The organism is Alteromonas abrolhosensis (assembly GCF_001953635.1).
Taxonomy (GTDB): Bacteria; Pseudomonadota; Gammaproteobacteria; order Enterobacterales; family Alteromonadaceae; genus Alteromonas; species Alteromonas abrolhosensis.
Genome location: NZ_MEJH01000003.1, coordinates 49,823 through 76,470, shown reverse-complemented (window position 1 = coordinate 76,470; position 26,648 = coordinate 49,823). Strand labels below are relative to the sequence as shown.

The 26,648-nt window shown below is 44.4% G+C and carries 25 protein-coding genes and 1 tRNA gene; 13 read left to right on the top strand and 13 right to left on the bottom strand.

Annotated features, from left to right (window positions below; all coding sequences use genetic code 11):
* Nucleotides 1-52: 52 nt before the first annotated feature.
* Nucleotides 53-544 carry a DUF411 domain-containing protein gene (locus BGK61_RS02480; RefSeq protein WP_014978038.1) on the bottom strand — a complete coding sequence of 164 codons (492 nt, stop codon included), beginning with the start codon at nt 542-544 and terminating at the stop codon, nt 53-55.
* 104 nt (nt 545-648) lie between these two features.
* Nucleotides 649-1,032 carry a CopL family metal-binding regulatory protein gene (locus BGK61_RS19855; protein WP_411454386.1) on the bottom strand — a complete coding sequence of 128 codons (384 nt, stop codon included), beginning with the start codon at nt 1,030-1,032 and terminating at the stop codon, nt 649-651.
* Nucleotides 1,033-1,375: 343 nt separating this feature from the next.
* Between BGK61_RS19855 and BGK61_RS02475 the strand changes: the two genes are divergently transcribed.
* Entirely contained in the window at nt 1,376-2,692 is a 1,317-nt protein-coding gene (locus BGK61_RS02475) for a tyrosine-type recombinase/integrase (RefSeq protein ID WP_076011447.1), read from the top strand.
* An 89-nt stretch (nt 2,693-2,781) separates the two neighbouring features.
* Here the strand turns inward: BGK61_RS02475 and BGK61_RS02470 are convergent, their stop codons facing one another.
* The 8 genes from BGK61_RS02470 to BGK61_RS02435 form a co-directional block, all read right to left on the bottom strand.
* A complete protein-coding gene (locus BGK61_RS02470; RefSeq protein ID WP_076011446.1) occupies nt 2,782-3,651 on the bottom strand; it encodes a cation diffusion facilitator family transporter in 870 nt (289 codons plus the stop codon).
* A 44-nt stretch (nt 3,652-3,695) separates the two neighbouring features.
* Nucleotides 3,696-6,806, bottom strand: coding sequence for an efflux RND transporter permease subunit (locus BGK61_RS02465; RefSeq protein WP_076026003.1), 3,111 nt, complete (start codon nt 6,804-6,806; stop codon nt 3,696-3,698).
* 12 nt (nt 6,807-6,818) lie between these two features.
* Nucleotides 6,819-8,000, bottom strand: a complete 1,182-nt coding sequence (locus tag BGK61_RS02460; protein WP_076012111.1) for an efflux RND transporter periplasmic adaptor subunit — start codon at nt 7,998-8,000, stop codon at nt 6,819-6,821.
* Complete coding sequence (locus tag BGK61_RS02455; RefSeq protein WP_076012110.1) at nt 7,993-9,288, bottom strand: TolC family protein; 1,296 nt, start codon at nt 9,286-9,288, stop codon at nt 7,993-7,995. Before BGK61_RS02455 ends, BGK61_RS02460 begins: the two co-directional genes overlap by 8 nt.
* A gap of 47 nt (nt 9,289-9,335) precedes the next feature.
* Complete coding sequence (locus tag BGK61_RS02450) at nt 9,336-9,707, bottom strand: hypothetical protein (RefSeq protein WP_076012109.1); 372 nt, start codon at nt 9,705-9,707, stop codon at nt 9,336-9,338.
* 376 nt (nt 9,708-10,083) lie between these two features.
* Nucleotides 10,084-10,905, bottom strand: coding sequence for a hypothetical protein (locus tag BGK61_RS02445; protein WP_076012108.1), 822 nt, complete (start codon nt 10,903-10,905; stop codon nt 10,084-10,086).
* Nucleotides 10,906-10,930: 25 nt separating this feature from the next.
* Complete coding sequence (locus tag BGK61_RS02440; RefSeq protein WP_076012107.1) at nt 10,931-11,149, bottom strand: helix-turn-helix transcriptional regulator; 219 nt, start codon at nt 11,147-11,149, stop codon at nt 10,931-10,933.
* A 521-nt stretch (nt 11,150-11,670) separates the two neighbouring features.
* Nucleotides 11,671-11,886, bottom strand: a complete 216-nt coding sequence (locus tag BGK61_RS02435) for a hypothetical protein (RefSeq protein WP_076012115.1) — start codon at nt 11,884-11,886, stop codon at nt 11,671-11,673.
* Nucleotides 11,887-12,001: 115 nt separating this feature from the next.
* Between BGK61_RS02435 and BGK61_RS02430 the strand changes: the two genes are divergently transcribed.
* The 7 genes from BGK61_RS02430 to cap3 all read left to right on the top strand — a co-directional run bounded on the left by BGK61_RS02430 (nt 12,002) and on the right by cap3 (nt 18,647).
* Nucleotides 12,002-12,274: a helix-turn-helix domain-containing protein gene (locus BGK61_RS02430; protein ID WP_076012106.1), complete on the top strand. Its 273-nt coding sequence runs from the start codon at nt 12,002-12,004 to the stop codon at nt 12,272-12,274.
* A 548-nt stretch (nt 12,275-12,822) separates the two neighbouring features.
* Nucleotides 12,823-13,041, top strand: coding sequence for a hypothetical protein (locus tag BGK61_RS02425; protein ID WP_076012105.1), 219 nt, complete (start codon nt 12,823-12,825; stop codon nt 13,039-13,041).
* The gene (locus BGK61_RS02420; RefSeq protein WP_076012104.1) at nt 13,034-13,915 is read left to right on the top strand and encodes a site-specific integrase; all 882 of its coding nucleotides are present in this window, start codon (nt 13,034-13,036) and stop codon (nt 13,913-13,915) included. Before BGK61_RS02425 ends, BGK61_RS02420 begins: the two co-directional genes overlap by 8 nt.
* Nucleotides 13,916-14,066: 151 nt before the next feature.
* A complete protein-coding gene (locus tag BGK61_RS02415) occupies nt 14,067-15,107 on the top strand; it encodes a CBASS cGAMP-activated phospholipase (protein ID WP_076012103.1) in 1,041 nt (346 codons plus the stop codon).
* 26 nt (nt 15,108-15,133) lie between these two features.
* The gene (locus BGK61_RS02410) at nt 15,134-16,435 is read left to right on the top strand and encodes a CBASS cGAMP synthase (protein ID WP_076012102.1); all 1,302 of its coding nucleotides are present in this window, start codon (nt 15,134-15,136) and stop codon (nt 16,433-16,435) included.
* A gap of 6 nt (nt 16,436-16,441) precedes the next feature.
* Nucleotides 16,442-18,196, top strand: a complete 1,755-nt coding sequence (locus BGK61_RS02405) for an E2/UBC family protein (protein WP_076012101.1) — start codon at nt 16,442-16,444, stop codon at nt 18,194-18,196.
* Nucleotides 18,183-18,647, top strand: a complete 465-nt coding sequence (gene cap3 / locus BGK61_RS02400) for a CBASS system CD-NTase/cGAS isopeptidase Cap3 (RefSeq protein WP_076012114.1) — start codon at nt 18,183-18,185, stop codon at nt 18,645-18,647. Before BGK61_RS02405 ends, cap3 begins: the two co-directional genes overlap by 14 nt.
* A gap of 249 nt (nt 18,648-18,896) precedes the next feature.
* On the opposite strand, the gene BGK61_RS02395 is transcribed toward cap3, so the two are convergent.
* Nucleotides 18,897-18,973 (bottom strand) — tRNA-Ile (locus BGK61_RS02395).
* A gap of 150 nt (nt 18,974-19,123) precedes the next feature.
* Complete coding sequence (locus tag BGK61_RS02390; RefSeq protein WP_076012100.1) at nt 19,124-21,853, bottom strand: choice-of-anchor B family protein; 2,730 nt, start codon at nt 21,851-21,853, stop codon at nt 19,124-19,126.
* A gap of 83 nt (nt 21,854-21,936) precedes the next feature.
* Between BGK61_RS02390 and BGK61_RS02385 the strand changes: the two genes are divergently transcribed.
* From BGK61_RS02385 to BGK61_RS02375, 3 genes are all read left to right on the top strand, one after another.
* Nucleotides 21,937-22,746: an MbnP family copper-binding protein gene (locus BGK61_RS02385; RefSeq protein WP_076012099.1), complete on the top strand. Its 810-nt coding sequence runs from the start codon at nt 21,937-21,939 to the stop codon at nt 22,744-22,746.
* 71 nt (nt 22,747-22,817) lie between these two features.
* Complete coding sequence (locus BGK61_RS02380) at nt 22,818-23,867, top strand: MbnH family di-heme enzyme (RefSeq protein ID WP_076012113.1); 1,050 nt, start codon at nt 22,818-22,820, stop codon at nt 23,865-23,867.
* Between the two features lie 154 nt (nt 23,868-24,021).
* Nucleotides 24,022-24,351 carry a hypothetical protein gene (locus BGK61_RS02375; RefSeq protein ID WP_014948463.1) on the top strand — a complete coding sequence of 110 codons (330 nt, stop codon included), beginning with the start codon at nt 24,022-24,024 and terminating at the stop codon, nt 24,349-24,351.
* A gap of 48 nt (nt 24,352-24,399) precedes the next feature.
* Here the strand turns inward: BGK61_RS02375 and BGK61_RS02370 are convergent, their stop codons facing one another.
* Entirely contained in the window at nt 24,400-25,059 is a 660-nt protein-coding gene (locus tag BGK61_RS02370) for a hypothetical protein (RefSeq protein WP_076012098.1), read from the bottom strand.
* A 312-nt stretch (nt 25,060-25,371) separates the two neighbouring features.
* Here BGK61_RS02370 and BGK61_RS02365 point away from each other — a divergent pair, with 312 nt between their 5' ends.
* Together BGK61_RS02365 and BGK61_RS02360 are read left to right on the top strand one after the other, a co-directional pair.
* Nucleotides 25,372-25,698 carry a DUF3718 domain-containing protein gene (locus tag BGK61_RS02365; protein ID WP_076012097.1) on the top strand — a complete coding sequence of 109 codons (327 nt, stop codon included), beginning with the start codon at nt 25,372-25,374 and terminating at the stop codon, nt 25,696-25,698.
* A 152-nt stretch (nt 25,699-25,850) separates the two neighbouring features.
* On the top strand, nt 25,851-26,612 hold the full coding sequence (locus BGK61_RS02360; RefSeq protein ID WP_076012096.1) for a LytR/AlgR family response regulator transcription factor: 762 nt from the start codon (nt 25,851-25,853) through the stop codon (nt 26,610-26,612).
* Nucleotides 26,613-26,648: the final 36 nt, after the last annotated feature.

Here is a 26,648-nt window from a genome sequence, read left to right as displayed (position 1 = left end):
TTAAAATTGCTTTGATTGTCAAAAGTGCGCATTTATTTGTTTAACTTTGACATCAATCGAATTGACTGTCGTAGCTTTCTACTTTCGCGTAAGGTTCATAGCTCCCATCTTGATATATAATGAAAACGGTATAAGGCATAAACTGCTCTGCTACTTCCATTCCGGGTGAACCTACTGGCATAGCTGGAACAGATAACCCGATTGCCTTTGGATGTTCTTCTAACAAGAATCGTTTTATAAACTTAGAAGGGACATGGCCTTCAAATACAAAGCCATTTTCTGTAACAGCGGTATGGCAAGAGCGAAGATTTGGTGAAATTCCGTATTCGTTCTTGATGTCGCTCAAGTTATGAAAGTCCTTTGTACGTAGTTGAAATCCTTGGTTTTCTAGATGAGTTATCCACTTTTTGCAGCATCCACACGATGGTGATTTATAAACTAATAATTCGAAGACGTCGTTTGCGCCATGGTGGATATTTGCCATGGCAATGCTAGGTAGAATTAGCAGTAATACCGCAGCTTGATAGATGATTTTTTTTAACATTTTTGCCTCCAGACAAAGCTGGCACATATAGGTACGCTAGCACCTAGATAATAAACAGGAACTGAAACAAATTGTGCGTGAAATTTGGACGCACTGACCCTGAGTTAGGCAAATATCGGTGGGCGAAAAAGTGAGGAAGTTACTGAAACTGGGTGTTGGAAGAACAAGCCAAATGAAGCGTCCGGCACCACTGGGCGTTGAACAATCATCATGGAAGCTATAAGGACGGGAGCATGAGTACAACCACCTGGTGGGCATGTGCATTCCGAAGTGTTGCAACAATCTTTAATACTAGCGTTCTCGGAACTGCTAGAATCTACTCTCATACCATGGCTCATGTTCATAGAGCAATTCGATTCAGAATTACTATTGAAGTGTTTGTTATCAATAGCCATTCCAAAACTCATAGTATCTACAGCCATCGCTTGCCCGACGAGGGCAGATAGCACTGTAAGCACTAATATTAGTTTTGATATGGATTTAAACATTTCTTAAGCATTAAACATAACCAATATGGAGAATAATGGATTTTTGCGAATTGGTAAACAGTTGAGGCTGATTTGTGGTTAGAACCACTCGTCTATTGCGGAAATTACTGTAGAACTTAAGCTCTTAGAAAAATGGTGGCCCCACCCTGACTTGAACAGGGGACCTGCCGATTATGAGGCTCAAACCGAGCCTTTACCGATAGTTACTTTATTTACTTGCTAATTACTTATTGTTTCATATAAATCAGTAGGTTATTGCGGTTTTGTTATCTCTGTTGCTTAATTTTTTAAGCAATTCAGCGCATTAGATTTTGCGCTCAAAGTAGCACAGAGGTAGCACAGTATGTCAGCAACAAAATTCAGATTTACAGAACAGGCCATTGAAAAACTGTCAGGCTCAGACAAACGGGCTCGATATTACGACGTTCAAATGCCAGGTCTCATCATTGATGTTCTTCCATCAAATAAGAAGACGTTTCGGGTTTATAAGAAGCTTCCAGGCACACAAAAGCCATTGTCGGTTACTATCGGCTCTTTTCCATCCATTGCAGTAGAGCAGGCCCGTAAGCAAGCTAGAAAGGCGATGGCGGATATTGCTGATGGAATGAACCCCAACGATAGCAAACGTCACTTCAGGGCCGCCTCAGTCACATTGGAGACCGTTTACGAGAGCTATAAACTTTCCAGAAAGCTTAAAGAAACTACGTTACGTGGCTACGAGCAGGTGATGGACTGTTATTTTGACGATTGGGCAAAGAAGCGTATGGCTGACCTTACAGAAACCCGCATCTATCGTCGGCATTGTGAACTGACTAAGCGAAGCCCTGCACAGGCCGACTTAGCTATGAGAACGCTCAGAGCGCTGTTTAACTTTGCTAGGGCTGAGTATAAATCCTCAGACGGCAGAACTTTGTTTCCTCACAACCCTGTTACTGTCCTGTCGGAAAAACGCTGCTGGAACAACGTAGCCCGCAAGCAGACAAGACTCCGACCTTCTCAGCTTAAGCCATTTCTTGCAGTTGTTCATGAGATGCGTGAGGACGCCATTGTTCATCGACAAGATTTCACTGCAACAGTATGTGACTTTGTTGAATTTATGGCATTTACCGGATTACGCAAAACTGAGTTGCTGGAGCTGGAATGGAAAAACGTATTTTTAGATGATCATCTCTTTTGCCTGGACGACACAAAAAATGGCCATGGTCTGGAATTACCAATCACCACGCCGCTGGAGGAAATCCTTAAGAGAAGGGCTAAGTACCGCGTTTCGGGTTTTGTTTTTGGTGCCGACAATCATCATGGGAGAGTGATGGAGCCAAAGAAAATAATTAAACAAATGAACGAACGCACGGATGTTTCTTTCACACTGCATGATCTTCGCCGCACCTTCTGTTCGGTTGCTGAAACTATTGGGGTAGGTACATACACATTGAAAAGGCTACTGAATCATAAGACCAGTCGCAGTGATGTTACTGCTGGCTACACCGTGCTTACAGCAGAAGAGCTAAGGGAACCAGCAGATAGAATCTGTCAGAGGCTATTGGAATACGCAGGCGTAAAGTCAACCGATAAAGATAGCGCCATTGATGACTTGACGAGGAAATTGGCGAGTTTGTCTAAATCGCAAAGGCTTGAACTTATGTCAGCATTATTGGCCTAGAGTATATCTCACAGTTAAAATGGGTGGTGACCATTCCTGAGGTAAAAAGTCGTTTCATAGTGGCTACATCGCCCATTTTTTAAATACTATTAATCAGCATCCCGACATTCTTCGCTGGTTAGCTCAATTTCAATAGTGGTATGCGATAACTCAAACTCTTGTAGCGCGTTGGATACACTTTCTTTAAGTTCGAGGTATTCAGCTTTCGACTCAAACTGACTAACGACGTGAACTGTCGCGACATGGTGCTCACCATCTAATGACCAGATATGCAGGTGATGCAGATCGCTCACAGCATCAAGTTCAAGCAGTTTATCAGTCACCTTTTGTAAAAGACTGTTGTCTGGTGACGCCTGAAAAAATAGCTTCACGGTGCTGATGAGGTTTCGGATAACGTTGAACAGAATGAATAGCGTAAATCCGATGGAAAGAACTGGATCCAGAACGGGCCAGTCTTTGAACTGCATAACAATAGCGACAATGAGTACCGCTACCCAACCTAAAACGTCTTCGAGTAGATGCCAGTTCAGAACTTTTTCATTCAACGATTTACCACCATGTAATTTATAAGCGGCGAAGCCATTGACCAGTACGCCAAGAATAGCCAGTGCAATCATGCCTTCTGTTTCTGGCATCTCTGGATTACTCAGCCGTGGCACTGCTTCATAAAGGATCCAGGCAGAACCAACGATTAAAACAATGCCGTTTATCAGCGCCCCGAGTAAGCTCAGCCGCCGATAGCCATAGGTAAACTCTTTCGTTGCGCTTTTAGTGCCGAGTTTATTCAGAAGCCACGCACTGCCAATTGACAATGTGTCACCTAAGTCATGCACGGCATCCGCCATAATAGCGGTACTGTTTGTTAACCATCCTCCAATAAACTCAATGATAGTGAAGCCAAAATTGAGGAAAAAAGCCCAGCCAATTTTTTCTGAGCTTTGGGAATGTGAGTGCCCCATACATACTCCTGTCGTGCCCTGGTTTTATCCAGGGCATTGTTGTTTTACTGTTTATCCGCTTTCCTGTGCACCAGTTGGTATAAGGTTGGGAGCACGAACAGTGTAAGTAAAGTCGATGAGATAATGCCGCCGATAACCACCGTCGCGAGCGGCCGTTGAACCTCAGCACCGGTGCCTGTGTTCAGTGCCATGGGCACAAAGCCAAGACTTGCTACCAGGGCAGTCATCAAAACGGGACGAAGCCTGACTATTGCCCCCTCAATGACAGCGGTGTAGAGCTCGCCTTTTTCAAACCACAACTGCCTGATAAAGGCGAGCATCACTAAACCATTCAATACGGCGACGCCTGACAATGCGATAAACCCTACACCGGCAGAAATAGACAGCGGCATACCCCGAATCCACAGTGCAAGTACGCCCCCAGTTAGTGCCAGCGGCACACCGGTGAAGATGATTAAAGCATCCTTTACTGAACCAAATGCAAGAATAAGGATGCCGACGATGAGCGCCAGCGTTACCGGGACCACCCAGGACAATCTTTTGCTGGCCGATTCCAACTGCTCGAACGTTCCGCCATATTCCAGCCAGTAGCCATCTTGTAGTTTCAAGTCTTCATTCAACGTAACCTGCAACTCTGCGACAAAACTACCCAGATCGCGCCCGCGAACGTTGGTTGTAACGACCACGCGGCGTTTGCCGTTTTCCCGACTGATTTGTGCTGGCGCGGGTTTGACTTCTAATGTGGCCACCTCCTGTAGCGGCACATACCCATCGGGTGTGGGGACTGGCAGTACCTTAAGCTTTTGAACGTCGCGTCGTAGTTGCTCTGGTAGGCGAATTACCAGTTTAAAGCGCCGGTCTCCCTCATAGATCAAGCCTGCTTGCTGACCACCGATACTGGTCGAAACCAGAGATTGGATATCGTCTATATTGAGGCCATAGCGTGCCATTACATCACGTTTAGGAATGACTGATAGCATAGGCAGACCGTCTACCTGCTCAACACGGGTATCTGCAGCGCCAGATAACCCTTTCGTCAGTGATGCAACCGAATTTGCTGATGCCAGCAATGTATCCAGGTCATCACCAAATACTTTAATCGCAATGTCGGCTCTGACACCGGAAATTAACTCGTTAAAGCGCATCTGGATAGGCTGCGTAAACTCGTAGTTATTGCCCGGTAGCGCAGTGACTGCTTTCTCAAGCTCCTTAATGAGCTGCGATTTAGGCTTATCCGGAGTGGGCCACTCAGAGCGGGGCTTGAGCATCACAAATGTGTCGGCAACATTGGGTGGCATGGGGTCGGTGGCCACCTCTGGCGTACCCACTTTCGCGTATATCTTGTCAACTTCTTCAAAGTCGATAATGGTTTTTTCAAGGAGTTCCTGCATTTCAACAGACTGCTCTAATCCCGTACCTGTAATACGCAGTGCATGCAGCGCGATATCCCCCTCGTCTAGCTGTGGGATGAACTCAGAACCTAATGTAGAGGCAAGCCATGAGCAAACCACAACGAGACCCAGCGCGCCTGCCAGAATAAGCGATTTGAACTTAAGCACCCACTCAAGCGCAGGTCGATAAATGGCTTTCGCCCCGCGGATTATAATGCTCTCTTTTTCGCTGATTTTTCCGCGCATAAATACGGCGATCGCAGCAGGCACAACTGTGAGCGACAATACCATCGCACAAAGTAGTGCGATTACCACGGTTGTTGCCATGGGGTGAAACATTTTTCCCTCTACGCCAGAAAGGGTAAATATAGGTAAGTACACGGCTGTGATGATACCCACGCCAAACAAGCTGGGGCGAATAACTTCTATAGTGGCGTCTTTAACCTCCTGTAAGCGTGCTTTAAGCGCCAGTAAGCCACCTTGTTGTTTTTGGGCTTCTGAGAGCCTGCGAATACAGTTCTCCACGATGATGACAGCGCCGTCCACAATCAAACCAAAGTCCAGCGCGCCGAGACTCATCAGGTTGGCAGAGACGCCCCGCTGAACCATGCCGGTAATAGTCATCATCATCGCGATTGGGATAACAGCCGCCGTAATGAGGGCGGCACGGATGTTTCCTAACAGTAAAAACAGGATGACGATAACTAGCAGTGCGCCTTCCAGAAGGTTTTTTTGTACAGTCTGGATGGCTTTGTCTACTAGCGTAGTGCGGTTATATACCACCTCTGCCTTAACCCATTCAGGCAATGATGTTTGTATTTGCTGAAATTTATCATTGGTGAGCGCTGCAACTTCACGCGAGTTTTCTCCGACCAACATCATCACGGTGCCCATCACGGTTTCTTTGCCGTTTCGGGTTGCTGCCCCTGTGCGCAGTTCTTTGCCCAGTCCCACTTCGGCGACATCTTTGACTAAAACAGGCACGGAACCTTTACGGCCGACAACAACGTTACTGATATCCTCAATTGATTTTAACTGGCCCGGTGAGCGGACTAACAATTGTTCGCCATTGTTCTCTATATACCCGGCTCCAGCATTGTCATTGTTGCTTACCAACGCTTTGCGGATATCTGCCATAGTCACACCCATTTCCAGCATCTTCGCTGGATGTGGCATCACGTGATACTGCTTGTCGTATCCCCCTATGGTATTCACTTCCACCACGCCTTTAACCTGAGCCAGTTGTGGTTTGATTATCCAGTCCTGAACTTCACGAAGTGCCATAGGCGTAGCGGACGAGCCGTCCGGCATTTTGGCGCCGTTTTTCGCTTCCAGCGTGTAAACGAAGATTTCACCCAGACCTGTTGCAATCGGTCCCATCTCAGGTTCAAGCCCCGGCGGGAGTACGCTTTTCAGCGTTGCTAACCGCTCATCGATAAGGTTCCGGGCAAAGTAAATGTCAGTTCCTTCTTCAAATACCACGGTGATCTGAGAAAGTCCGTAACGTGAAATAGAGCGCGTATAGGACAAATTGGGCAGACCATATAACGCCGTTTCAACCGGAAAGGTGATCCGCTGCTCAGCTTCAAGTGGCGAATAACCAGGTGCTTCCGTGTTTATCTGAACCTGAACATTAGTAATATCCGGCACCGCATCTATCGGTAGCCGCTGATAACTCCAAATGCCGATGCCTATGATGACGAGCACCAGGGTTAACAGCAGGTAACGCCGCTCGACTGAGAGGCGAACAATATTATCTATCATTTTCTCCCCCCATTAGTGCGCGTGAGATGCGCCGGATTTTTGTATATCCGCTTTGATTAAGTAGCTGTTGTCGACAACATACCTTTGTCCGACAGATAGTCCGGCGACGACTTCGGAAAAGTTGTCGTCCTGCAATCCTAAGGTTACAGGTGTTGCCTGATAAGCATTGCCTTCATTCAGGAACACAACCGGCTTATTGTTCAGGATTTGAATGGCCCGATTTTCTATTTTTACCGGCACCGATTTTTGTTGTGAGTCGACAATGCCTGTGACTAAATCGCCGGGAGAGAGTAGGCCGTCCTTGTTCACCACTTTTACCAGTGCTAGCTGGTAGGGTTGCCCTTCGTGAGAAGGAACAATGCTGGTAATCGTGCTCTCGAGTTGACGACCATTTGCGATAATGTGAACTGATTTACCTTCAGCAACCTGACCACGGTGAGCTGGAAACACCTTTAATTCCGCCCAAAGCACTGAAGTATCAACAATCGTAAAAAGCGGTGTTGTGCGGGTAAGCTCTCCGATATTCAGGTTGCGCGATACGACAACGCCATTGATTGGCGCTTTTACATCGTAAGACTGGAGGCTGTCATTTGACTGCACCTGCGCTATTGCCTCCCCGGCTTTCACAGTCTGGCCAATATCAGTAAAGAGCTGCTCAACAATTCCCGTAAACCGGGCGTGAACCTCGGCACGCTGTTGTGGCGGTATAGTCAACTGACCATAAACCTCGGTGTGCTTTTTTATTTCACCGCCCGTAGCAACGTTTGTGGTTACGCCAGCCTGACTGGAATACGCATCATCTATCTCAGTTCGGGCTTCGTGCTTCTCCCAATCCCACGAAAAGCTATTTTCTCCCAGTGAGAGTGCAATATTCGCGAGAAATGAGTGCGGCTCAGCGATAAAACTTGTGGACCTGAGCCCATTTTCATAGCTTTCAAAATGGATGATGTCCTGACGTCCTCCCATACGATTGAGCGTGACGTTAAGCGCGTCAGGTGGCAGCGGCTGGGAGCGATCAGCCCTTTCGGCCAGTAAATATGCTCCCTCTTTCGTATCCTGAATGCGTAATGTCAACGATACGCTGCTATTGGTAAATGTTTTCGATTCAGCCGTGTGGGATTGTTTACCACTTGCTGCGGCATTGGCATCCGTCAGACACAGTAGTAGTGAGATAATAACTAATAGTCTATTCATGGTTATTCCGGAATTCTTGAGTAGGAGAAGCCTGACCGGATACTCCGGTCCACTGTTCAACGAGTGACTGGTTCACTAACGCGCTTTCGCTCAATTCGATGACCTTTGCACGTGCCCGTATCAACGCATCTCTGGATGCAATCCAATCCTGGTAGCTGTATGCCCCTCGCTGGTAACCTTCGAGCACGAGCGTGGTAGCTGTTTCAAGGTCGGGCAAAACGGTGTCGTTGATATGCTTTACAGCATCAATGGTGAAATTGAGATATTGCTGTGCTTTAAACAGTAATGCTTTTATCTCAAGTATCTGACTGTCTCTGGCAATTACCGCGGCTTCTTTTTTCGCCAGGGCAGCCTGAGTAGCGCCTTGGTTTCTTTGTTCGGCAAAAAGCGGCATGGAAACAGCAGCAACAACAGACGTATCCTGAACTGCCTGAGAGCGCCGTACACCTATGCGCCATGAAATATCAGCACTGGCATTACTTTCTACCAGCTTTTGTTCAGCTTCTTTCACACTGATAGCTTGGGTGAGTCGTTCCACATTTGCTGATTCAAGAAACTGTTGATAAACAGCGGAATACTGCCGTTTTGCGGGAAGGGTACTGAGTGAACCCGATACTTTATCGATTGCCTCAGCATCTCCCTGCCAAAATAGTGCAAGTGACTGCTTGGCAATAGCCAGAGACGTTTCAGCGGATGCTTTGTCGACTTTGGCTTGATTAAGTGCGGCTCTGGCGCGTAGAAATTCAGCTTTATTGGTTGCGCCTTTCTCAACGCGCTGTTTAACGATAGATAAGGCCTCATCAGCGAGAGAAACAGACGTTTCCGCCAATGTCAGCCGCTCTTTAGCTGCGAGTGTTTTTACATAGTGCCGGGTTAGTTCGCTTAACAGTTTGAGCGAAGCAACATAGCGCTCTGACTGTAACAGGGATAAATTGGCGTCAACTAAGGATACCCTTGCATCGAGCTTTCCTCCCATCTCGAAAACAGAGGAGAGTGAGACCGTCAGCTCAGCATCACTAATGCCTGATGCATCTCCTGAACCGAGCAGGTTTTCTGCTTCAACGCCAACGTGATAAGCCGGAGTGAGATTAGCCAGCGTTCTATCTGCCTCGGTAGCAGTGAGCAGCGACTGATATCGCTGTAAATCCGGGTGTTGCCGCAATGTCAGTCGTGCCGCTTGTTCGAGCGTTATCGTTTTGCTTATTGCAGTGGGTGATATGAATAGCAACACACTACTCACGATCACAGTGCACATACGCCTGCGCGCATGCGAAATAAAAGAGTTCATATTGTAAATCCTGGTCAGTAACTAAATAGATAAAAAATGACTAGGATTCAGGCTCTGGGAGGACGGTCGATACCAGGTTGTAAGTGAGAGGGAGGGAAAGGACGATATGCAGCTAGTGCCATCTCGCCAAATTTACCTAAATGGCTATCAGTATTTTTAAATAATACGATATGGGTAAAATGCCCGTGACAGGAGCAGCAATGGTCACAGTTGTCTGTACCTGCGTTGTCTGCAGCATCTTTATCTGGCTGGCAAACACTGGAGTCCTGAACACACAGTTCATGGTGTGATTCTGAGGCGCTTTCAAAGAAGCTATCAAAAGCAAACGCATCTGATGCAAACAAAAACAACTGTGCAAACAGCATCAGGGCGGTAATCACCACCTTGCTGTTTTTTGTGTTGTTTTGATGCAATTTCATTGCGTTCCTCGTTCTATCGGCTGCAATAACCTATTAGCTTTAGCGCCAAAGATCAAGTGGAGGCGCAAGTCATATTGAATTTTGTGGACATTACAACAAAGTTTTATGCACAAAATAAGTACGTTCAGTAATAGATAAATAAATAAAAACTAAAAGATAACTAATAGCGCCCCTCTACAGCCCAAGCATATTAAGGGCTTCACAGAAGATAGAACTTTTTTGATACACAAACAAAACTTTTTTCGTACTTTGATAAATCGATTTCAAACCTTTCTCGTACACGAACAGCACTTTTTTCGTACACACGGCGAACTCATTTCGTACACAGCGACACCCGCACGTACAGGCCTTGCCCAATTACCCAATTTGAAGGATGTCATGAAGCCAGTTGTAGTGGTTGAACCGCAGTTTTTCCGCTTCTGAAGGCTATTCCTTTTTCCTTTACCTTAATAGAGCATGTTGGTAGGCAGTAGATCACGTGCCTGAGAGCCTTGATGACTTTAGCTTTAAATTCGTACAGGTTCTTGCATTTACTTCTTTGGCTATGAAATACAGCTTCCAGAATTGCCCAAGGAATGAAATTACTTTCATTATTGCCCTCTTTATTCATAGAGTAAGCTTTCATATTTAAAAACAGATACAAATCGATTCCTAGTGGCGATCTCCGCTGAAAAAGTAATTGAAGTGCTCTAGAGTCTACAGGCATGGATTTTTTCACATCACTAATTGAGAAAGGTTTGGTTGTTCCTTTCGTATACATTTCTGCTGCCGTAAACCGCTCTTCGTTGGAGATCTTCATATCGAGGGCTGAGCGGAAACTAGAATAGAAGCTTGTCAACTGGCTAGATCCACTTTGCTCTCTTCCCACAACATCGAAAAATGCTTGTCGTTGAGACTTTTTAAGTTCTTCCTCAATTACTTCTTCGATTCCCGTTGTCTTCTCAAGTTTTGTGAATTGAGTTTGCCAGTAACAAATACTCATTCGCCCAAATGTGCCACCTGGAATACCGCTTTCGCATTCCAACTTTAAAGTTCGCCTGGCGTTTTCTTTTTCAGCCCATGTTATCGGTATGGTTTGCTTTTGGTGCAAAGGTAGTAGTACCGGATCAATAAGCACTGTCGGGTAGTACGCTATATATTTTTGGGGGACATCTTCGCAAAAAGATAACTCCCGGATTAGTTCGCTTGCGGATTTCATTAGCTATTTACATCCTATACGCAAACTAACCGCTTGTTTTCTGACTATCTATCCAATTGTCAAAATCTTTGGAAGGAAAGAGTAACTTCCCATTCATTTTTATGTATGGGGGGACGGGGTTTTGCTCACCATATACGCGGTTTCTGTATATGCGATTGTATATGGTTCTTTTACTTGAGCGGAGTATGGCCGCTACCTCTTCTAATAAATAGAAGTCAGGCTTTGGTTTTAAGTGTCGGTTCATCACAGTAGTTACCTCTGTTCACTGGTAATGTTCAATGCTTACCGATGAAACTACAACGCAATGAGCAACGGGGTGGTCGAAAAACTAGGGTGACTTTAAGGGGGTTTTTCTGTTTTTAGGAAAAAGCGACATTAAGCTGCCAATTTGAGGCGTAGCTTTGATTAAAAAATAAACTGTGAATTTGGCATGCCAAATTCAAAAATGGAAAAGTCAGGCCTGAACAGCGGCTTTAATGCTGTTTATTCACCTTTAGATGAAATAAACACGCAAAGAAAATGACAACGCCTAGAATTAATGCGCAGCCAGCAAGTAAAGGTCCCATAGTTAGATTCTCCCAGCTTTAATTGCATCAAAAAGATCGTGCTTAAGTTTGTCATAGCGTCGGGTAGCTCGAATAGCCAAAACCATCAATACCCAAACCTGAAACCATTCATATGCTGTCATGTCAGCCTCTTACTGATTTAGTGCCTGTTTTTTCATTAGTCAAAAAAAGACCGCTCAAAATTAGGCATGCCTAATTTCTATAGATAGGTATCGTAAAGCTCGCCTCGCGCCTGAGCGTCCTCAGCCTCTTCACGAGTCATGTGCTCACCATCAGCGATAACATTTCCCATACCATCATCCAGCTTATCCAATTGTTCATTTCCTTTGCTGTCTGTTCCATCACTGCCAAAAAAGGCGCTTACGATGAATAAAGCGACAACCGCTAAAATCCCTAAAAAACCTTCGAATCCCATTTTTACCTCCACGCTCAATTTGGCATGCCAAATTGATGGCTAAGTATTCCTTAGTATCTAGGTGCTATTAAAGCTAAGAAAATCTTAGTTTTCAATAGCAGATGTCGTACACCAATTGAAAGCAAATGATGGTTCGCCGTTCCCAATACGGTTAAAACAGGCAAGAACAAGGGTAGGTCTATCCCAAAAGCAATTAGGGATACAGGCAGGGATGGACAACTTCGTAGCGTCTGCGCGCATGAACCAGTACGAGCGCGGTGTTCATACACCAGACTTTAAAACGGTGCTGTCCTTAAGTGCAGTGCTGAACGTGCCCACTGCATTTCTGTTTTGTGTAGAAGATGATTTAGCTGAAGCGATATTGGAGTTTCATCAAAACAGACAATAGCGAAGTATCGTGACCCCAATAATAAGCCTTTTCATGTTTTTCTATATTTCCGTCTTATTTGCCAGATTGCCTCGTAAATTTTGCTAAGAACCCACCCGTAAAACAGAGGCATCATGAGCAATATCCCTCTCTTTTATTCGGGCGCTCCGCCGCCCGCTATGTCGAAGTCGAAAAATCGCCTTCAACATAGCGGGCGTCTGGGTTCTGGTGCTTACACGCAGAATTTTATTTGCAGATTGCATCCTGATTTATATGCAGGTAATCTTTAAACCACTAGCCCGTTCGGGCAACGAAAAAAGTCGGCGCTCTCCAGCTGCCGTTTCCACGTAGTGAGGCACCCTCACGTCCTTCTATATATGTCATGCCGCGCCGCATTTTTGGCGTTCAAGTTCGGCGCTTAGTTGCTGCCGTTTCTATCTATTTTGATTTTTAAATCCCAGGCGAGATCGGTCCGAGCCTTGCGTTATGCGCTAAACAGGGGCGAATAGGCTTAAGTGTCGCTGAGCTGTATACAGCCAGTTAATCTTACAACCTAAGGAATGACATAAATGTTTAATGAAGTACATGAAGTGTCTCAGCTTAAAGCCGAGACCCGACTAATCGCCAGAAAGAGGCATAAACCGTCAAAGCTAGACAAGTACGGTGTGCACCTGCGTAAACTCTATGAAGAGGGCGCTAGTAAAGCGGAGCTTCAGCGCTGGCTTGTTCGTAGAGGTGTTGTAGTAAACTGGACCACGGTGAAACGTTGGCTGGACAGAAATGCCTAAGTTCGCCAAAGCAGAAACGCAGGCAGAAAATGTAGTTAAAGGGCTGACAAAAGCAAGAATTATCAAGTCATATGGTACAGCCCGTAATTACGAACAAGCTCTCAGAACTGTCGCAAAGTGGACAAAGGAGAACAAACTGAATGGACTTCAATCGCTCACACCAGATGTTGCAAGGTATTACCTTGAATACCGAGCGGAAGCTGTAGGGCAGAAAGCGCTTGATATGGAGCGACAGGCCATTCAGGCAATGATGCAACTGAATGGCAAACTTCCCCCTAAAACAAACTTATATCGTGTAAAGTCAGAGCTGGAAGAAATTAAAAGGTCCAGAGCCTACACATCGGCGCAGGCACAAGCAGTATCCGAACATCAAACTGACACACATCAACTTTCCACTCAAATAGCATATGCTGCTGGATTAAGAGCACATGAGCTTCTGACGCTTGCCAGAGCTGAAGAGCGAAACCCTGACAAACGTCCCGCTTTAAACTCAAAATGGGCAGGGCGAGAAGGTCAGCTTTACACGGTGCAGGGCAAAGGCGGATTAATACGTCACGTCCTAATTCCTAATGACCTTGTAGAGCAGCTCGAACGGCGCAGATTGCATAATCCAGTGACGATTACAGATCGAAAAATCAACTACCTTCAGCGTTATGATATTGGGGCAGGGAAGCGATGGTCAGATTCTTTCAGTAAAGCGTCAAAACGCACCCTTTTCTTTTCTACAGGAGCCCATGGGCTCAGACATAGCTACGCACAGGAACGGATGCGCGAGTTGATGGATACTGGCTTCAAACGCCCACTCGCGCTCGAAACTGTTTCGCAAGAAATGGGGCACTTCAGGCCAGGTATAACAGAGGTATATCTCACTTAGCGAGTAAGTAATTTAGTGATTTTTTACGTGCTAATATTCAATATAAATATTATAAAAACTCACGGTAGCCGAAAAATTAAATGTCTAAAATTTGTAGTTGAAATTTTCTCAAGCCATCCCCACTTAAATTAAAAATGGACGCGATAAAACTATGTCTGACGGAAATAATAAAATAAAAGTACTGAGCTTAAATGGTGGTGGTGCCAGAGGATTGTTCACCATAAGTGTTCTAGCCGAAATAGAGCGTGTTATTGAAGAGCGGTCTGGACAGAGCGATATAAAGGCTGGTGAATACTTTGATTTAATAACTGGAACATCAATCGGTGGAATTCTCGCTTTGGGTTTAGCTGCCGGAAAGAGTGCAAGAGAGCTTGAAGTCGTTTTTCGTGAAAAGGCTCCTCTTATTTTTCCAATGAAAAGTTCTTGGTCTAAAAAATGGATAAGAGCATTCCGTCCTCTCTATGACAGTCAGCCACTGAAGGAAACTGTCGCTTCAATGGTTGGTGAAGATACAACCTTCAACGATTTGAACCGTCGAGTCATGATCCCGGCGGTAAATCTTTCTACTGGTAAACCTCAGTTTTTCAAGACCCCTCATAATCCAGATTTCAACAGGGATGGCCGCTTGACTCTTGTAGATGCCGCAATGGCGACGTCAGCTGCTCCAACTTATTTCAAACCTCATTATTGTTCAGACTTGGATGCTTACTTTGCCGACGGAGGGCTTGTAGCAAATAATCCAAGTTTTATCGGTCTCCATGAAGTTTTTCGAGATATGACAACTGACTTTCCGAATGCCAAGGTTGAAGATGTCAATATATTAAACATAGGTACACTTGGAGAAGAGTATACGGTAAGTCCAGCTGCTCTTAATAATGAGCGAAGAAACGGATATCTCGGCCTATGGGGTGGAGGCGAAAGACTTGTATTAACTACGATGACTGCCAATCAATTACTTCACAAGGCAATGCTATTGAGGGAGCTTGGATCTCATGATGCGTTGAACAATTACACATACTTGGACGATACTATTCCGAATGAAGCTGCCTCGGATATAACTCTAGATAATGCGAGTGAAAGCAGCCTAAAGAATTTAGCTAGTAGAGGGAAGCAGCTAGCCACCGTTGAATATACTAAGAATACAAAACTAAAAGCTTTTTTTGAAAGCAAAGCAAAGACGTTTAAACGCTAACCCACAGCGGCTGAGGAGCTAACATAATGACTTGGAATTTTCATGGCTACTATACAAATCGTAGTGAAGGCCTTATTAGCAAACTAACTCTCAAAAGTGCCCAGTCTGAAGCTCTTAAGTCTTTGAGGAAATGTGTACGTGTAAGAATCAAAGAGGTTTTTGAAGAGGCCAAAGAGTTAGTGCGAGCCAGCTATAATTCGTCGCTCAATTTCGAAGAGCTTAAAGCGAAGGTGCAGAATACAAAAATAAAATATTTGAATTCTGAAGCTCAAAGCGAAGTAATACAGCTCCTTCAAGGTATGGATGAAGTAACTCGTCAGGAGTTTGTTGGATTAACACCAAGGTTTTGGACTCAAGGTAGTTTTCAGTACGAAACACTGAATAACCCTCATAAGTTCCCACCGCAAGAAATGGATATTGACGATGGAACTTATTTGCCTATGACAATATTCGAAAATGAACCAAGGATTGGACATCGCATTCTCTTACTGTTAGTTGATTCATCATTGAAATCATTGGTCGCAGAAAACGACGGATGGTTGTTTGAAGAAAAAAATACTTGCGCACGCATTAAGATCCCTAGTGCACATACCCACATAGACGTGCCAATGTATGCAATACCAGTGCAACAATTTCTTCAGAAGCAGGTCGCTTTAGAAGCTTTAAGAAAAAAGAGCTTCGAATCCTACGATCAGTTCGCTGATACATGGATTAGTAACAGTGCAATGTACGAAGTAGATTCTGAATGTGTGAATCTAGCAATGCGAAATGGAGAGAAAAGGTGGATCAACAGTGACCCTAAGATTATCGAAGATTGGTTCAATGAGAGTTGTAGGCGCATAGGGCGTCATTTACGAAAAGTATGTAGATTTATGAAAGCTTGGCGTGACGCTCAATGGGACAAAGGGGGACCTTCTTCTATCGCGTTAATGGCAGCAACTGTCAATATTCTAGATCGATTCACTCATGACAAGAGTGATTTGGGAGCTACTATGAGGCTTTTAGCAGAAAGACTCCCCGAAGAATTTGCTCACGGTGTAGAGAGCCCTGACCATACAGATGAGAAGCTATTATTTCCAAATTCATCAGAGCATGGTGAACGAGAACTTGAAGTAATTAATAAGCTTTATCAATTGAAAAAAATATTGGTTGATGCAGAGGTTGCAGAGTCAAAAGAGCTTGCACTTCAGACAATGAGTTTGGCATTTGGAGATCGCGTAACTAACAGTGATTTGATCGTTAAGAAGCAATCTGCTGCCGCATTCGCTCATGAACCAAGTTCAAGTAGTGACGCTAAGAAGATAAGCACAACAATGTCTAGTGGCTGACAATACGTGTTCGAGCAGTTACATCAAATTTTATTGGGTTTTGGTTTTCATTACCTACTGGTTAGGAATATCCCTAGAGATGCATCGATTACGCTGGTTGATCAAGCCAGCGGCTTCTATGTTAAGGAGTATGTAACAACAGAAGGGGCTTTTAAAGTAGCATTGAGTTTTCAGGATGATCCTTATACGGAGTTGCCTTCAGCGTTTATTATTCGTCGACCTGAAAAGTATCAAGGGTGTCTTTTACCCCATATTAATTTAGGAGGGTATTTATGCTATGTCGAACAGAAAGAAGCTGATTGGGATCCAAATGATTTACCCTCGACCTACTCAGCGATTGATGAGCAGATCCAAAATACGTTAGAGGATGCAGTGTCTTCGGCGGAAAGAGGAGTTCCTTACGACAATGAAATAGAGGGAGAATTTGCTTCCTACTGGTGCCCTCAAAAAACAATGTACCTCCTTTCCACTCCCCAAAACGATAAACTTCAGTGTTATATAGCGCGTGCTAAATCCGCACATAATGGGAAGTCAGAGGAGTGGGTTGTATGCTCAGGAGGGCAATACGAAGAGAGTGTTAAATGGTCAGCGCAAAGGAACTTAGATGTCGACAGAATTAAAAGTTTTCCTACGTTTTATTTTCGTATTAAGCCTACAAGTTTAGGCGGGATTACCTGGCCTCCTAAAGATTTTAAAAACTTCCTCGAGTGGCTTAGCAAAGTAGACCCCGCAGGCAAAACTCGCTTGTTAGATAATTTTGCAAATAACCCAGTCAAGCGGCGGGTCTTGCTGTTTGATGTTTTTGGGCAGGATATTATAGGCCTGTATGTTGAACTAAATAACCATGCAACAGAATTGAAGCGGTATACCCGTAGGAAAGGTCAAAGAAAACGTAACCATGGAAATTTAGCAAATAGCTTATCAGGTAAAAACTCATTTAAAGAGTTCATTCGCGTTGGAGTCATTAGGGCTGATAAAGAAACGCTCATGAGTCGAAATTCATCTCGTCCTAAAGTTGGTGATCTCGGTTCTAGACGAATTGCGCTTATTGGTTGCGGCACTATTGGTGGTTATGTAGCTAGTTTAATTTTGAGGTCGGGGGCAGGATGCGGGAATGGTTACTTACATATTTACGATGATGATGATTATAAACCGCATAATTTTGGTCGCCATCCTCTTCCAAGTTCCTATTTTGGAGAAAACAAAGCCTTAGCGATGACTGACCATCTCCAATCTTCTATTCATCAGGAATGTAAGATTGTAGGCATAAACAGGCGATTTCCGATAACCACAGAAACCTTAAAAAAATACGATGTGATTATTGACGCTACAGGCAGACCCCCAGTATCTAAGCGCATTTCATCAACGGTACGCTCCTTGTCATTAGAGGATCGACCAGTTGTTATTCATGGCTTTAATGATGGTAACGGAAGAGCTTCAAAAGTACTTATTGACAACGGTAGTTGCTGTTTCGGATGCATGCTAGCCGAACCAATGCTCTACCAGAATGGTGTGGACACACGGTTTGAAGGAATCGATCAATCAGCTGAGAAAAGGGTTAGTTGTGGGAGTACTTACACGCCCTATGATGCTGCTGTTAGTACAATTACAGCAAGTATGATTCAAGAAGCTGCGCTTTATACCTTAGAAGAAAAGTTGCCTTGGACTTACTGCGAACACATGTTTGATGGGAGTAAATCACGTAAACCAAAAATCCAGCGAAGGCAAAATAATTGTGGAATTTGTCATGGTCGCTGCTGAACTTACATTTAAAGATGAGAACGATCATCTAGTAGTAGTCATGACTAACGCCCACAAAACTTTATTATCATATCGCCAAAGTTGTATATTCAATAAAGAGGCTGCTGGTGTTCTAATCGGAGAACGAAGAGGCAAACATTTAGTAATTAAAGAGGTCTCAGAGCCTGGAAATGGCGATGTGCAGAGTCGATTCGCTGTTAATAGGCTTGGCCCTCACCACCAACTGGTGGTTAATGAGGCACATAGCCGTTCTGCAGGAACACTCCAATACTTGGGGGAATGGCACACACACCCAGAGGATTACCCGACTCCTTCCCATCGAGACCTAAATAGCTGGGGGAAGCATCTTTTGGCACCTGAACCAATGGTTGTAATTATCGTCGGAAGAGAAAAAGTATGGGCAGCGAAAAAGGTGGGAAAAAGCATTTGGCCTTTGATTGAAATGAAATAAACCTCTAAAAATCGAAAACGGTGTAACTGTTTAAGAATCTTCGTGCTACCCAATGGACAACTACAGTAGTATTAAGTATTAATATTCAAGGTAAAAAATCTTTAGGTAGCAAGAAGCATCAGACCTGAGCTGGTTTAAGCTTTTTTATCGGGAACTTAATAATCCTATGTGTTATGTTGCTTATAGTAGCACAGAGGTAGCACCAACCAAATCAGGTTAGTAATAACTATCGTTGAAGCGTAGGAAAAATGGTGGCCCCACCCTGACTTGAACAGGGGACCTGCCGATTATGAGTCGGATGCTCTAACCAACTGAGCTATGGGGCCATTTTGAGACGTGCTGTGCAGTTTTTTAATGCAAATTGCTATGCATAACAACCACAAGCGAGCGCAAGTATAAGCAGTTTTATTTGCCTTGTCACGCCTCGCTGGTGGCTTTGTGATTTGTTTGCTTTATTTTTGTTCACTAAGCTGTAGTTAATGTGCCTTGTTCGGCAATTTAACACGGCGCCATCCAAGCGCTAATACCAAACCCAACATGGTTAACAGAGTCGTAGAACCGCCTCCACCAGAGCTATTTGAATTAGTATCCGTTGGCAAGCTCACTACACTTTCGTTTACGGTAACCGTAACGGTATCGCTGGTGCTAACTCCAAACTCATCTGTTGCGGTTAACGAAAAGGTTAAAGTGCTTTGTGATGATGGGGCAGTAAAAGACATAGTCAATGTATCTGCATTCCTGATGGTAACCGTGTCGCCAGCGGTTTGCGTCCATACTACGCTTGTTAAAGCCCCTTCGGGGTCTTGGGCGCTCCCGGTTAATTCAACGCTGGCTCTTACATCGGTTTCAACATCTGTTCCTGCGTTTACCACAGGGGCCTGATTGCTCTCATCGTCTTTTATTGTAATCAGCGTTTCTACCACACCACCTAGAAAATTGGTGTCTTGTGAAGCAAGCACTAAACGGAATTGTTCGTTGTCTTCTTCGTTAGTATCGTTAATAAGCGCTATATTTACGGTCTTCGAACTGGTATCGCCGTCGCTCCAAGTTAGCGTGCCGCTTTGGCTGACAAAGTCTTCATCGCTCACTGCTGTCCCGCTTTCCAGTGAATAATTCACACTTACTTCGCCTTCACTTCCTCCTTGGCGAACAATGTTTAATGCAAATTCAGAGTCGGTCTCTAAAACAGCGAGCTCGCCAGCGCTTAATTCAATTTTTCCTTGTTGGGCAGCACCGTTAATCGTGACTTGAGCATAACTGCTACCAGAGGCGATACCTCCTCCTTGCGGGTTAAATAGTCTGACGAAAAATACCTCATTGCTTTCGGTATCTTCATTAGCACTTACGCTTAACGTGATGTTTTTAGCCTGTGTTTCAGATGCCCCCCAACTGAGTTCTCCAGACGCTAACATTACATCACTGCTGGTGGCTGAACCCGCTATTACTTCATACGCAACTGTCATAGCCCCGGTACCTGTCTTATTAACAGGAAGGCTTAAGGTTGTATCAGCATCCGTTTCATAATTAGCCTGAGAGAAGGCCGCGACTGTTGTTGCGCTTAAAGTATTGTCTTTTAATACAAACAAACCGCGCTGAATATCACTAACCAAAATATTACCGCTAGGTAGAAACGGGTAGACGCCCCACGCACCATTAAAGTTGGTGCTGTTAAAAGCAGGGTAGGTGTCGAAAAAGCCTGCTTCCACAGGTGCAGTAGGGTCTGAAATGTCTAATACCGTTAAGCCACGCTCATAGTTAGACATATAATAGCGGTTTCCTCTCACGTAGCCGTTGTGATCGATAGTGCCGTTATCACTGGTCCAAATGCTGGCGAGCACAGGTGTTGAGAGTGATGAAATATCAAAAATCATAACCCGGGTATTTAAGCTGAAATTCCTCTCGTCCAATTCATCGTGTACAAAGGCGTACTGCTTGTCTTCGCTAAACCAACCGCTGTGGGTATAGGCAACTTCGTTGTAACTTACACGACTTAGTTCAGTGGCACTGTTTGTGTTCGTGTGATCCCAAAGGCGCATTGCATCTTCATTAAAATCGAGCATTACCGTACACCCAGCCGAAGTGGCATTCACACAGTCAGTTTGCGCTCTTGCGTCGGTAACGCGCATAGATGATGCATCGTGCGTATAGTCGGCACGTGTGAGACCGCTAGGTATGTAAGATGCCGTTGGTGTTTGTGGGGAAGTGAGCGCGTATGAACGAAAGGCGCCGCCGTTACTGTCTTGTCCAACCAAATGCAATTGAGGCACTGCGTCATTCAATGGGGTATTAAGGGTGTAATCTACGTTAGAGATGTAAATATTGTGCGCACGGTTATTGTCAGTGTTGCGCTTCGTTAAACTAATGCTATTGGGAAGGTCGTTAAGGTTTATGATAGTAAACCCTTCGGTCACGCTGTCGGCGCTGGCATAGGCGTACGCTTTAAAACGCCCTGCCGCACTATCGAAGTACTGATAAACTTTTATGTCGCGCCATGTCGTACTTTGCCCTGTAATTTCACCTACTACTACAGGCGCTGCTGGCTCTGTTACATCTACAACTGCAATGCTCGCCTGCATACCGATAATGGCGTATTCCCGGCGGTTGTTTAAATCAACGTGCCCCCAAATATCATTAGCACCATTTGAGACCGACGATAATACGTTAACAGGCACGTGAGAGAGTAAATCGATATTGCTGCATGGGAAGTCGGCGGCCGTCCCATTTGTGCATGTCTCATTTGCACTGACTTCGGTACTCAATACCATGTGCGATGATGCCTGAGTTTCAAGCGAAGTCGCGGCCTTCCCGTCAGCAATACTGTCGAAACCTTTTTCATAAAGCGCTTCTGATAAATACGCAGGTACGTTAATCAATGTGGTTTTATGCAACGCTGGCTTTTGCGCCTGGTAATGATCTTTTCGGGAAAAGCCCCCTAATACGGGTAAAAGGCTGTCGTTTAGAACTTGTGCATGTTGAGCGTTGTCGAAATGATACTGACCTTCTGCAACCAGAATCTTGTCGCCTTTATTGGCCTGTCGCGCGGCATAGGTTAGTGTTTTACACGGTCTGAAACGGTTGTCACACTTGCCTGCATCCACGCCATCTTCGGCAACGAATCGCGCTTTGTCGTGGTCGGTGTGTGCCAGAGCACCTTGACTCATAAATGCAAAAAGCAGCACTATGAGCGTTAATGGTAATGTTTTCATCTTGTCGTCCGTGCAAGTGTAAAAATATAAAATAGTGGTTTGTATAAAAAACTACCAGATATCCAAAGGAAGTACATAAGTAAATGAAAATGCCTTTTCGCATGAGTGTCATGCCTTCGTTACTCTTAGCCGCCTTAGTGTCTTTAGCTGGATGTGACGTAATAAATCTCAAAGGACGGGAGCCAGGTGAAATCCCGTTCAAGTTGGTTGGAGTCGATACAGGTGCTTGCCCGATGATAATGAGCATTGGGCAACAGCGTTGGAATATTGATTATTTTGGCTTTTACCTTAGCAAGCCAGAATTACGGATTGATGGGAAATGGCAGCGGGTTAAGTTTAAGCAAACACAGTGGCAGACGCCAAACGTAGCGTTACTGAAGTTTCACAACAAGTGCAATAATCCAGAAGATGCCAATAGTAAAATTGTGTTGGATGTATCAGAAGAGCTATTAAAGCTGTCTACCAACCTGCGCTTTACTATGGGGCTGCCCTTTGAAGATAATCACGCTAACCCGCTAGCGCAGCCTTCACCATTGAACGACAGTTCTATGTTTTGGAGCTGGCAAAACGGTCACAAGTTTTTGAGACTGGATGTGTCTAAAGGCTCAGAAGAAACACGCAAATGGTCTTATCATTTAGGTAGCGTGGGGTGCGACTCTGAATCAGCGGTAAGAGCTCCTGAAAAATCTTGTGCTTTGACTAACCGTGTGGAATTTATTTTACCAATGACGCAACTTGATACCGATTTAGATCTGGAAGTGTCGGTGTCTAACATTGTCGCGCAAGTTAATATAAACGAAGCTCCAAGCTGCATGTTTGAGTCACCTGAAGTTGAACCCTGTAAAAAGCTTATTCAGAATTTAGTACATAGGCCGTGGATTAAGTGGCAGTAACTTCGCTTTCACTTCGCACTGAAAAGCGAGCACAACTCGCTTTTCAGGTTGGCGTAGTTTTCTGTTTTACTATGGTGATAGGTGCCTGCAGTAAATCGCCCACGCCATACTCTTGGAATTTGCCTCACAATATTCCACCGCCACCCGTTCCGGCCGACAATCCTCTGACCGAAGAAAGCATAATGTTGGGAGAGAAGCTTTTCTTTGATAAAGGCTTAAGTGCAAACAATACGATATCTTGTAGCAGCTGCCATGACCCAGAGCATGCTTTCGCTGAACCTAAGACGGTTTCAGTAGGCGCGAACGGAGATGCGCTAAACCGTAACGCATTAGCGCTAGTAAACGTGGCCTATAATGCATCCTTCACTTGGGCACACAACAATTTAGAAAGCATAGAAAAGCAGTTAATGATTCCGCTTTTTAACGAACATCCAGTGGAAATGGGCGTAACGGGAAATGAAAAGGGCATATTAAAGCGCTTTGAGGGAAGCGAATATCGAGCGCTATTTGAGGCGGCTTATGGTGATGATACCCCCAATTTAAATAATATTGTGAAGGCGCTCGCGAGCTACGTAAGAAGTTTAGTGTCGTTTAATAGTGCTTTTGATAACTATGCTTACGCTCAAGATGACGATGCATTAACTCCCCAGCAGCTTGAAGGTTTGAATCTGTTTTTTTCAGAGCGCACAGAGTGCTTTCACTGCCACGGAGGTCTGAACTTCACTCAATCATCAAAGCATAGCTTTCAACCTTTTACCGCGCAGCCGTTTCACAACACGGGGCTATATAATGAAGATGGGAAAGGCAGTTATCCGGAATCGGATATCGGGCTTTACAGCGTTACTCACAATAAAGATGATATGGGGAAGTTTAGAGCGCCTACTTTACGCAATATAGCCCTGACTGCACCCTATATGCATGATGGCAGCATTGCCACGCTTGAAGAAGTCATTGAGTTTTATGCTCGAGGTGGCAATGTCGCTGAAAGCCCTAATCCTTACCGCAGTCCGTTCATAAAAAGCTTTGCGATTACAGAGGAAGAAAAGGCTGCGCTGGTCGCATTTTTGCAAAGTTTAACCGACGAGGAATTTGTAAAAACACACGCCAAACGCAAAAAATAGCGATTTATTGCTCATTTTATGTAATTTATGTTTATACTTTGCACACATATATCAACCAAATGCTTATGTGCTGTTTGTTAACATCGTGATAAACTCAAACACTTACATTCGTTGTTAATAACTATAAAGCAGGTGAGCGGTCGCGGAGATGAGAATGACTGAAAAACCCTTCATTACAAGTGGTCGAAATACCATCATTCATAAAATAAGAAAACTAGATCTATTGGTGATCAATGGTGATGAGCATCCGCCAATTCTTGTTACTTATAAAGGTATTAAGCAATATGAAGGCAAAGTGCCTGAAAATAAGCGCGATGCTAAGATGATGGACATGGAACTGGTAGATGTAACCACCAGTGATGTGTTTGGTGACGAAAAAACACTATTGTTCGTACAAACCCTTAATGGGAAAGAGTACAAAATTGATTACTCTAAAATTGGTACGAGCATGTTTATTAAGATTCACCAAGACAGTATTTTCTAAAACACACCTAACTACCTATCCGAGTAGGTGCGTTTTAAATGAATGGGGTTAGGCAATCTGGCCCCAGTTATCTGCATTGAGCGAGTTGAACCCTCCAATCACTCTCCCTTTTCCTTTAAGTTGAACATAACGCTTTTTGAAAATATTGAATCGACAGATATCTACTGGCGTAACTTCTGATGCATTAACACCACTTACTATGCCTGCAGTTTCCAGTCCCTCGGCAATCAGTTCCGAACAGAACCAGCTGGTAAAGTCTTCTTGATTGTAACTAATGCTGCCAAACAGGGGATGTTCATCAATTGCGTCTACCGCAGAGCCGAATAGCTGCAGCACGTCGTATGGCTTTCCGTCTTGTTCAAACATGAAATTGAAGAAGTCTTTTTTATTTTGTTCAAAGATACTTCTTGATGCACTAGACAATGGCAACCACCATATATCGCCGTCATAAGATGCCACACGCTCACTAAGTCTATTGGTCATAACACCTCGCTTCCCACGAAAGGATGTAGCCTCCATCACTTGATTAAAGTATCGATTGGAATTTTCATCCCGCATTTTGGTTTGCATAACAATCGCCACATGGGTAACCGCTGAGCGTGTAGTGAGTTTAGTCCAGCGAGAAAACAAGCTGTTTCCGCCAAATGCAATGATATCGCCTGGCTGCATTTGTTCTCTTATAAGATGGTATTGCTGTTGTTCTAACATGGCTCATCCTTGAATTCGTGTTAAGAAATTAGAATTATGCCAGCACAGCTTCGCTGGCAAATTTATCTGCTTATAATTTTCTACTTTGCGTTGTGTGTATTTCTTAGAATGTTGCAAAGTGTGTGTTAAGCACGACTAATAACAGTTTAGACCGATTATTAAACCTTAGCTTTTGTGTACTTATCGCAACGTCTCAAATAGCGGTGCTTTAACGTTTTTATAGCGTGAATTTTACAAAGTTTCACTAATTTAATGGTGCGGGGGCAAAAGAGGTCGTCACCGCGTTGCCAAATATTATCAGAGGAACTTGTTATGTTTATGTCACGCCGTGTTACCCAATTTGCTTTACTAGGAATGACCTTGTCGCTAACTGCCACAGTTGCGAATGCCGCACCATACCCTAAGCACATCGAAAAAAACTTAATTGCAGTATGTGAAGCAGTAAAAAGCGACAGCCGATTAAAATTACATCGCGCTGTGAAAGTATCGGGTTTTAATATGCGCACGCTTCATGAGGGGTTGATGTGCAATGGACAAGATATGCTCACTTTTGCGCTTACCCACAATGCGTCTAAAAACGCCCAGCTAATTGCTCGTCGCATTAATGCTAGCCCAAGTGTGTTAACTGCAAAACGCTAATGAAACGTTTTCTACCCTGGCGATTGGGCTATGTAGCTCGTAGCCCCTTTTTCGCTTTTTAATACTACTCGCTTCCTAAACCTTGTTGCTTAATAAAAACAGGATAGGAACTACTAGACACTATTGCTGTATGCACTTGCAAAGGATCGCAGATGATCGCATTGGTTTTTCTAAATTCTGAGTCAATGCAAAGCTCTCTTTGCGAAATACTAGAGAGGCTTGGCCAATTCAGTTGTGTCCATGGCGCACAATCGGTCGGTCACTGTTTGGCGTTAGCCGAGAAGCATCCTCAATCCATAGGGTTTTACTCTGTTACTCAGTCAAGTCGAAATCTCGCATCGCGTTATTGGTTAGCGGTAGGAAATACGGATGAAGAGGCACTTTTGGCGTTTTCACATAATGCATCTGGGTTTGTTAAATCACCTTTTGAAGAGCCACAATTATTAAACGCTATTGAGCGTGTTAAAACTAAATACTGTTTTTATGAGCGGGACTTTCAATTTAATATGCTAGTAAAAGGGCTGTGTGAACAGTATGGCGTTTCTGAGCCTGCGCTGTTGGCCACGCTACGTCAGCAGTTAAGCAAAAATAATCAGCTTAATGTGGTTGGGCTTCGTGCAGAAAACGGATGGTGCTGCTTAAACCCAGCAGAGATTAAATGGATTGAAGCTGCTGGAGACTACATGTGTGTTCAGACGCTGTCAGAAAGTTACGTAGTTCGAACTACCTTATGCGAACTTCTTAAGCGCTTGGGAGAGCAAAACTTTAAACGTTGTAACCGCTCAGTGGCGGTAAACGCAAAACATGTTGCGCACTTGGAACAAAAGCTTAATCAGCAGCGGGTAATTATGCAGGGCGGCGAGGCCTTTAAAATTACTCACAAATACTACTATCAATTTTGGCAGACAGATTGAACATAAAGGTACAGTAGGAACGTCGCTGAATCCTTT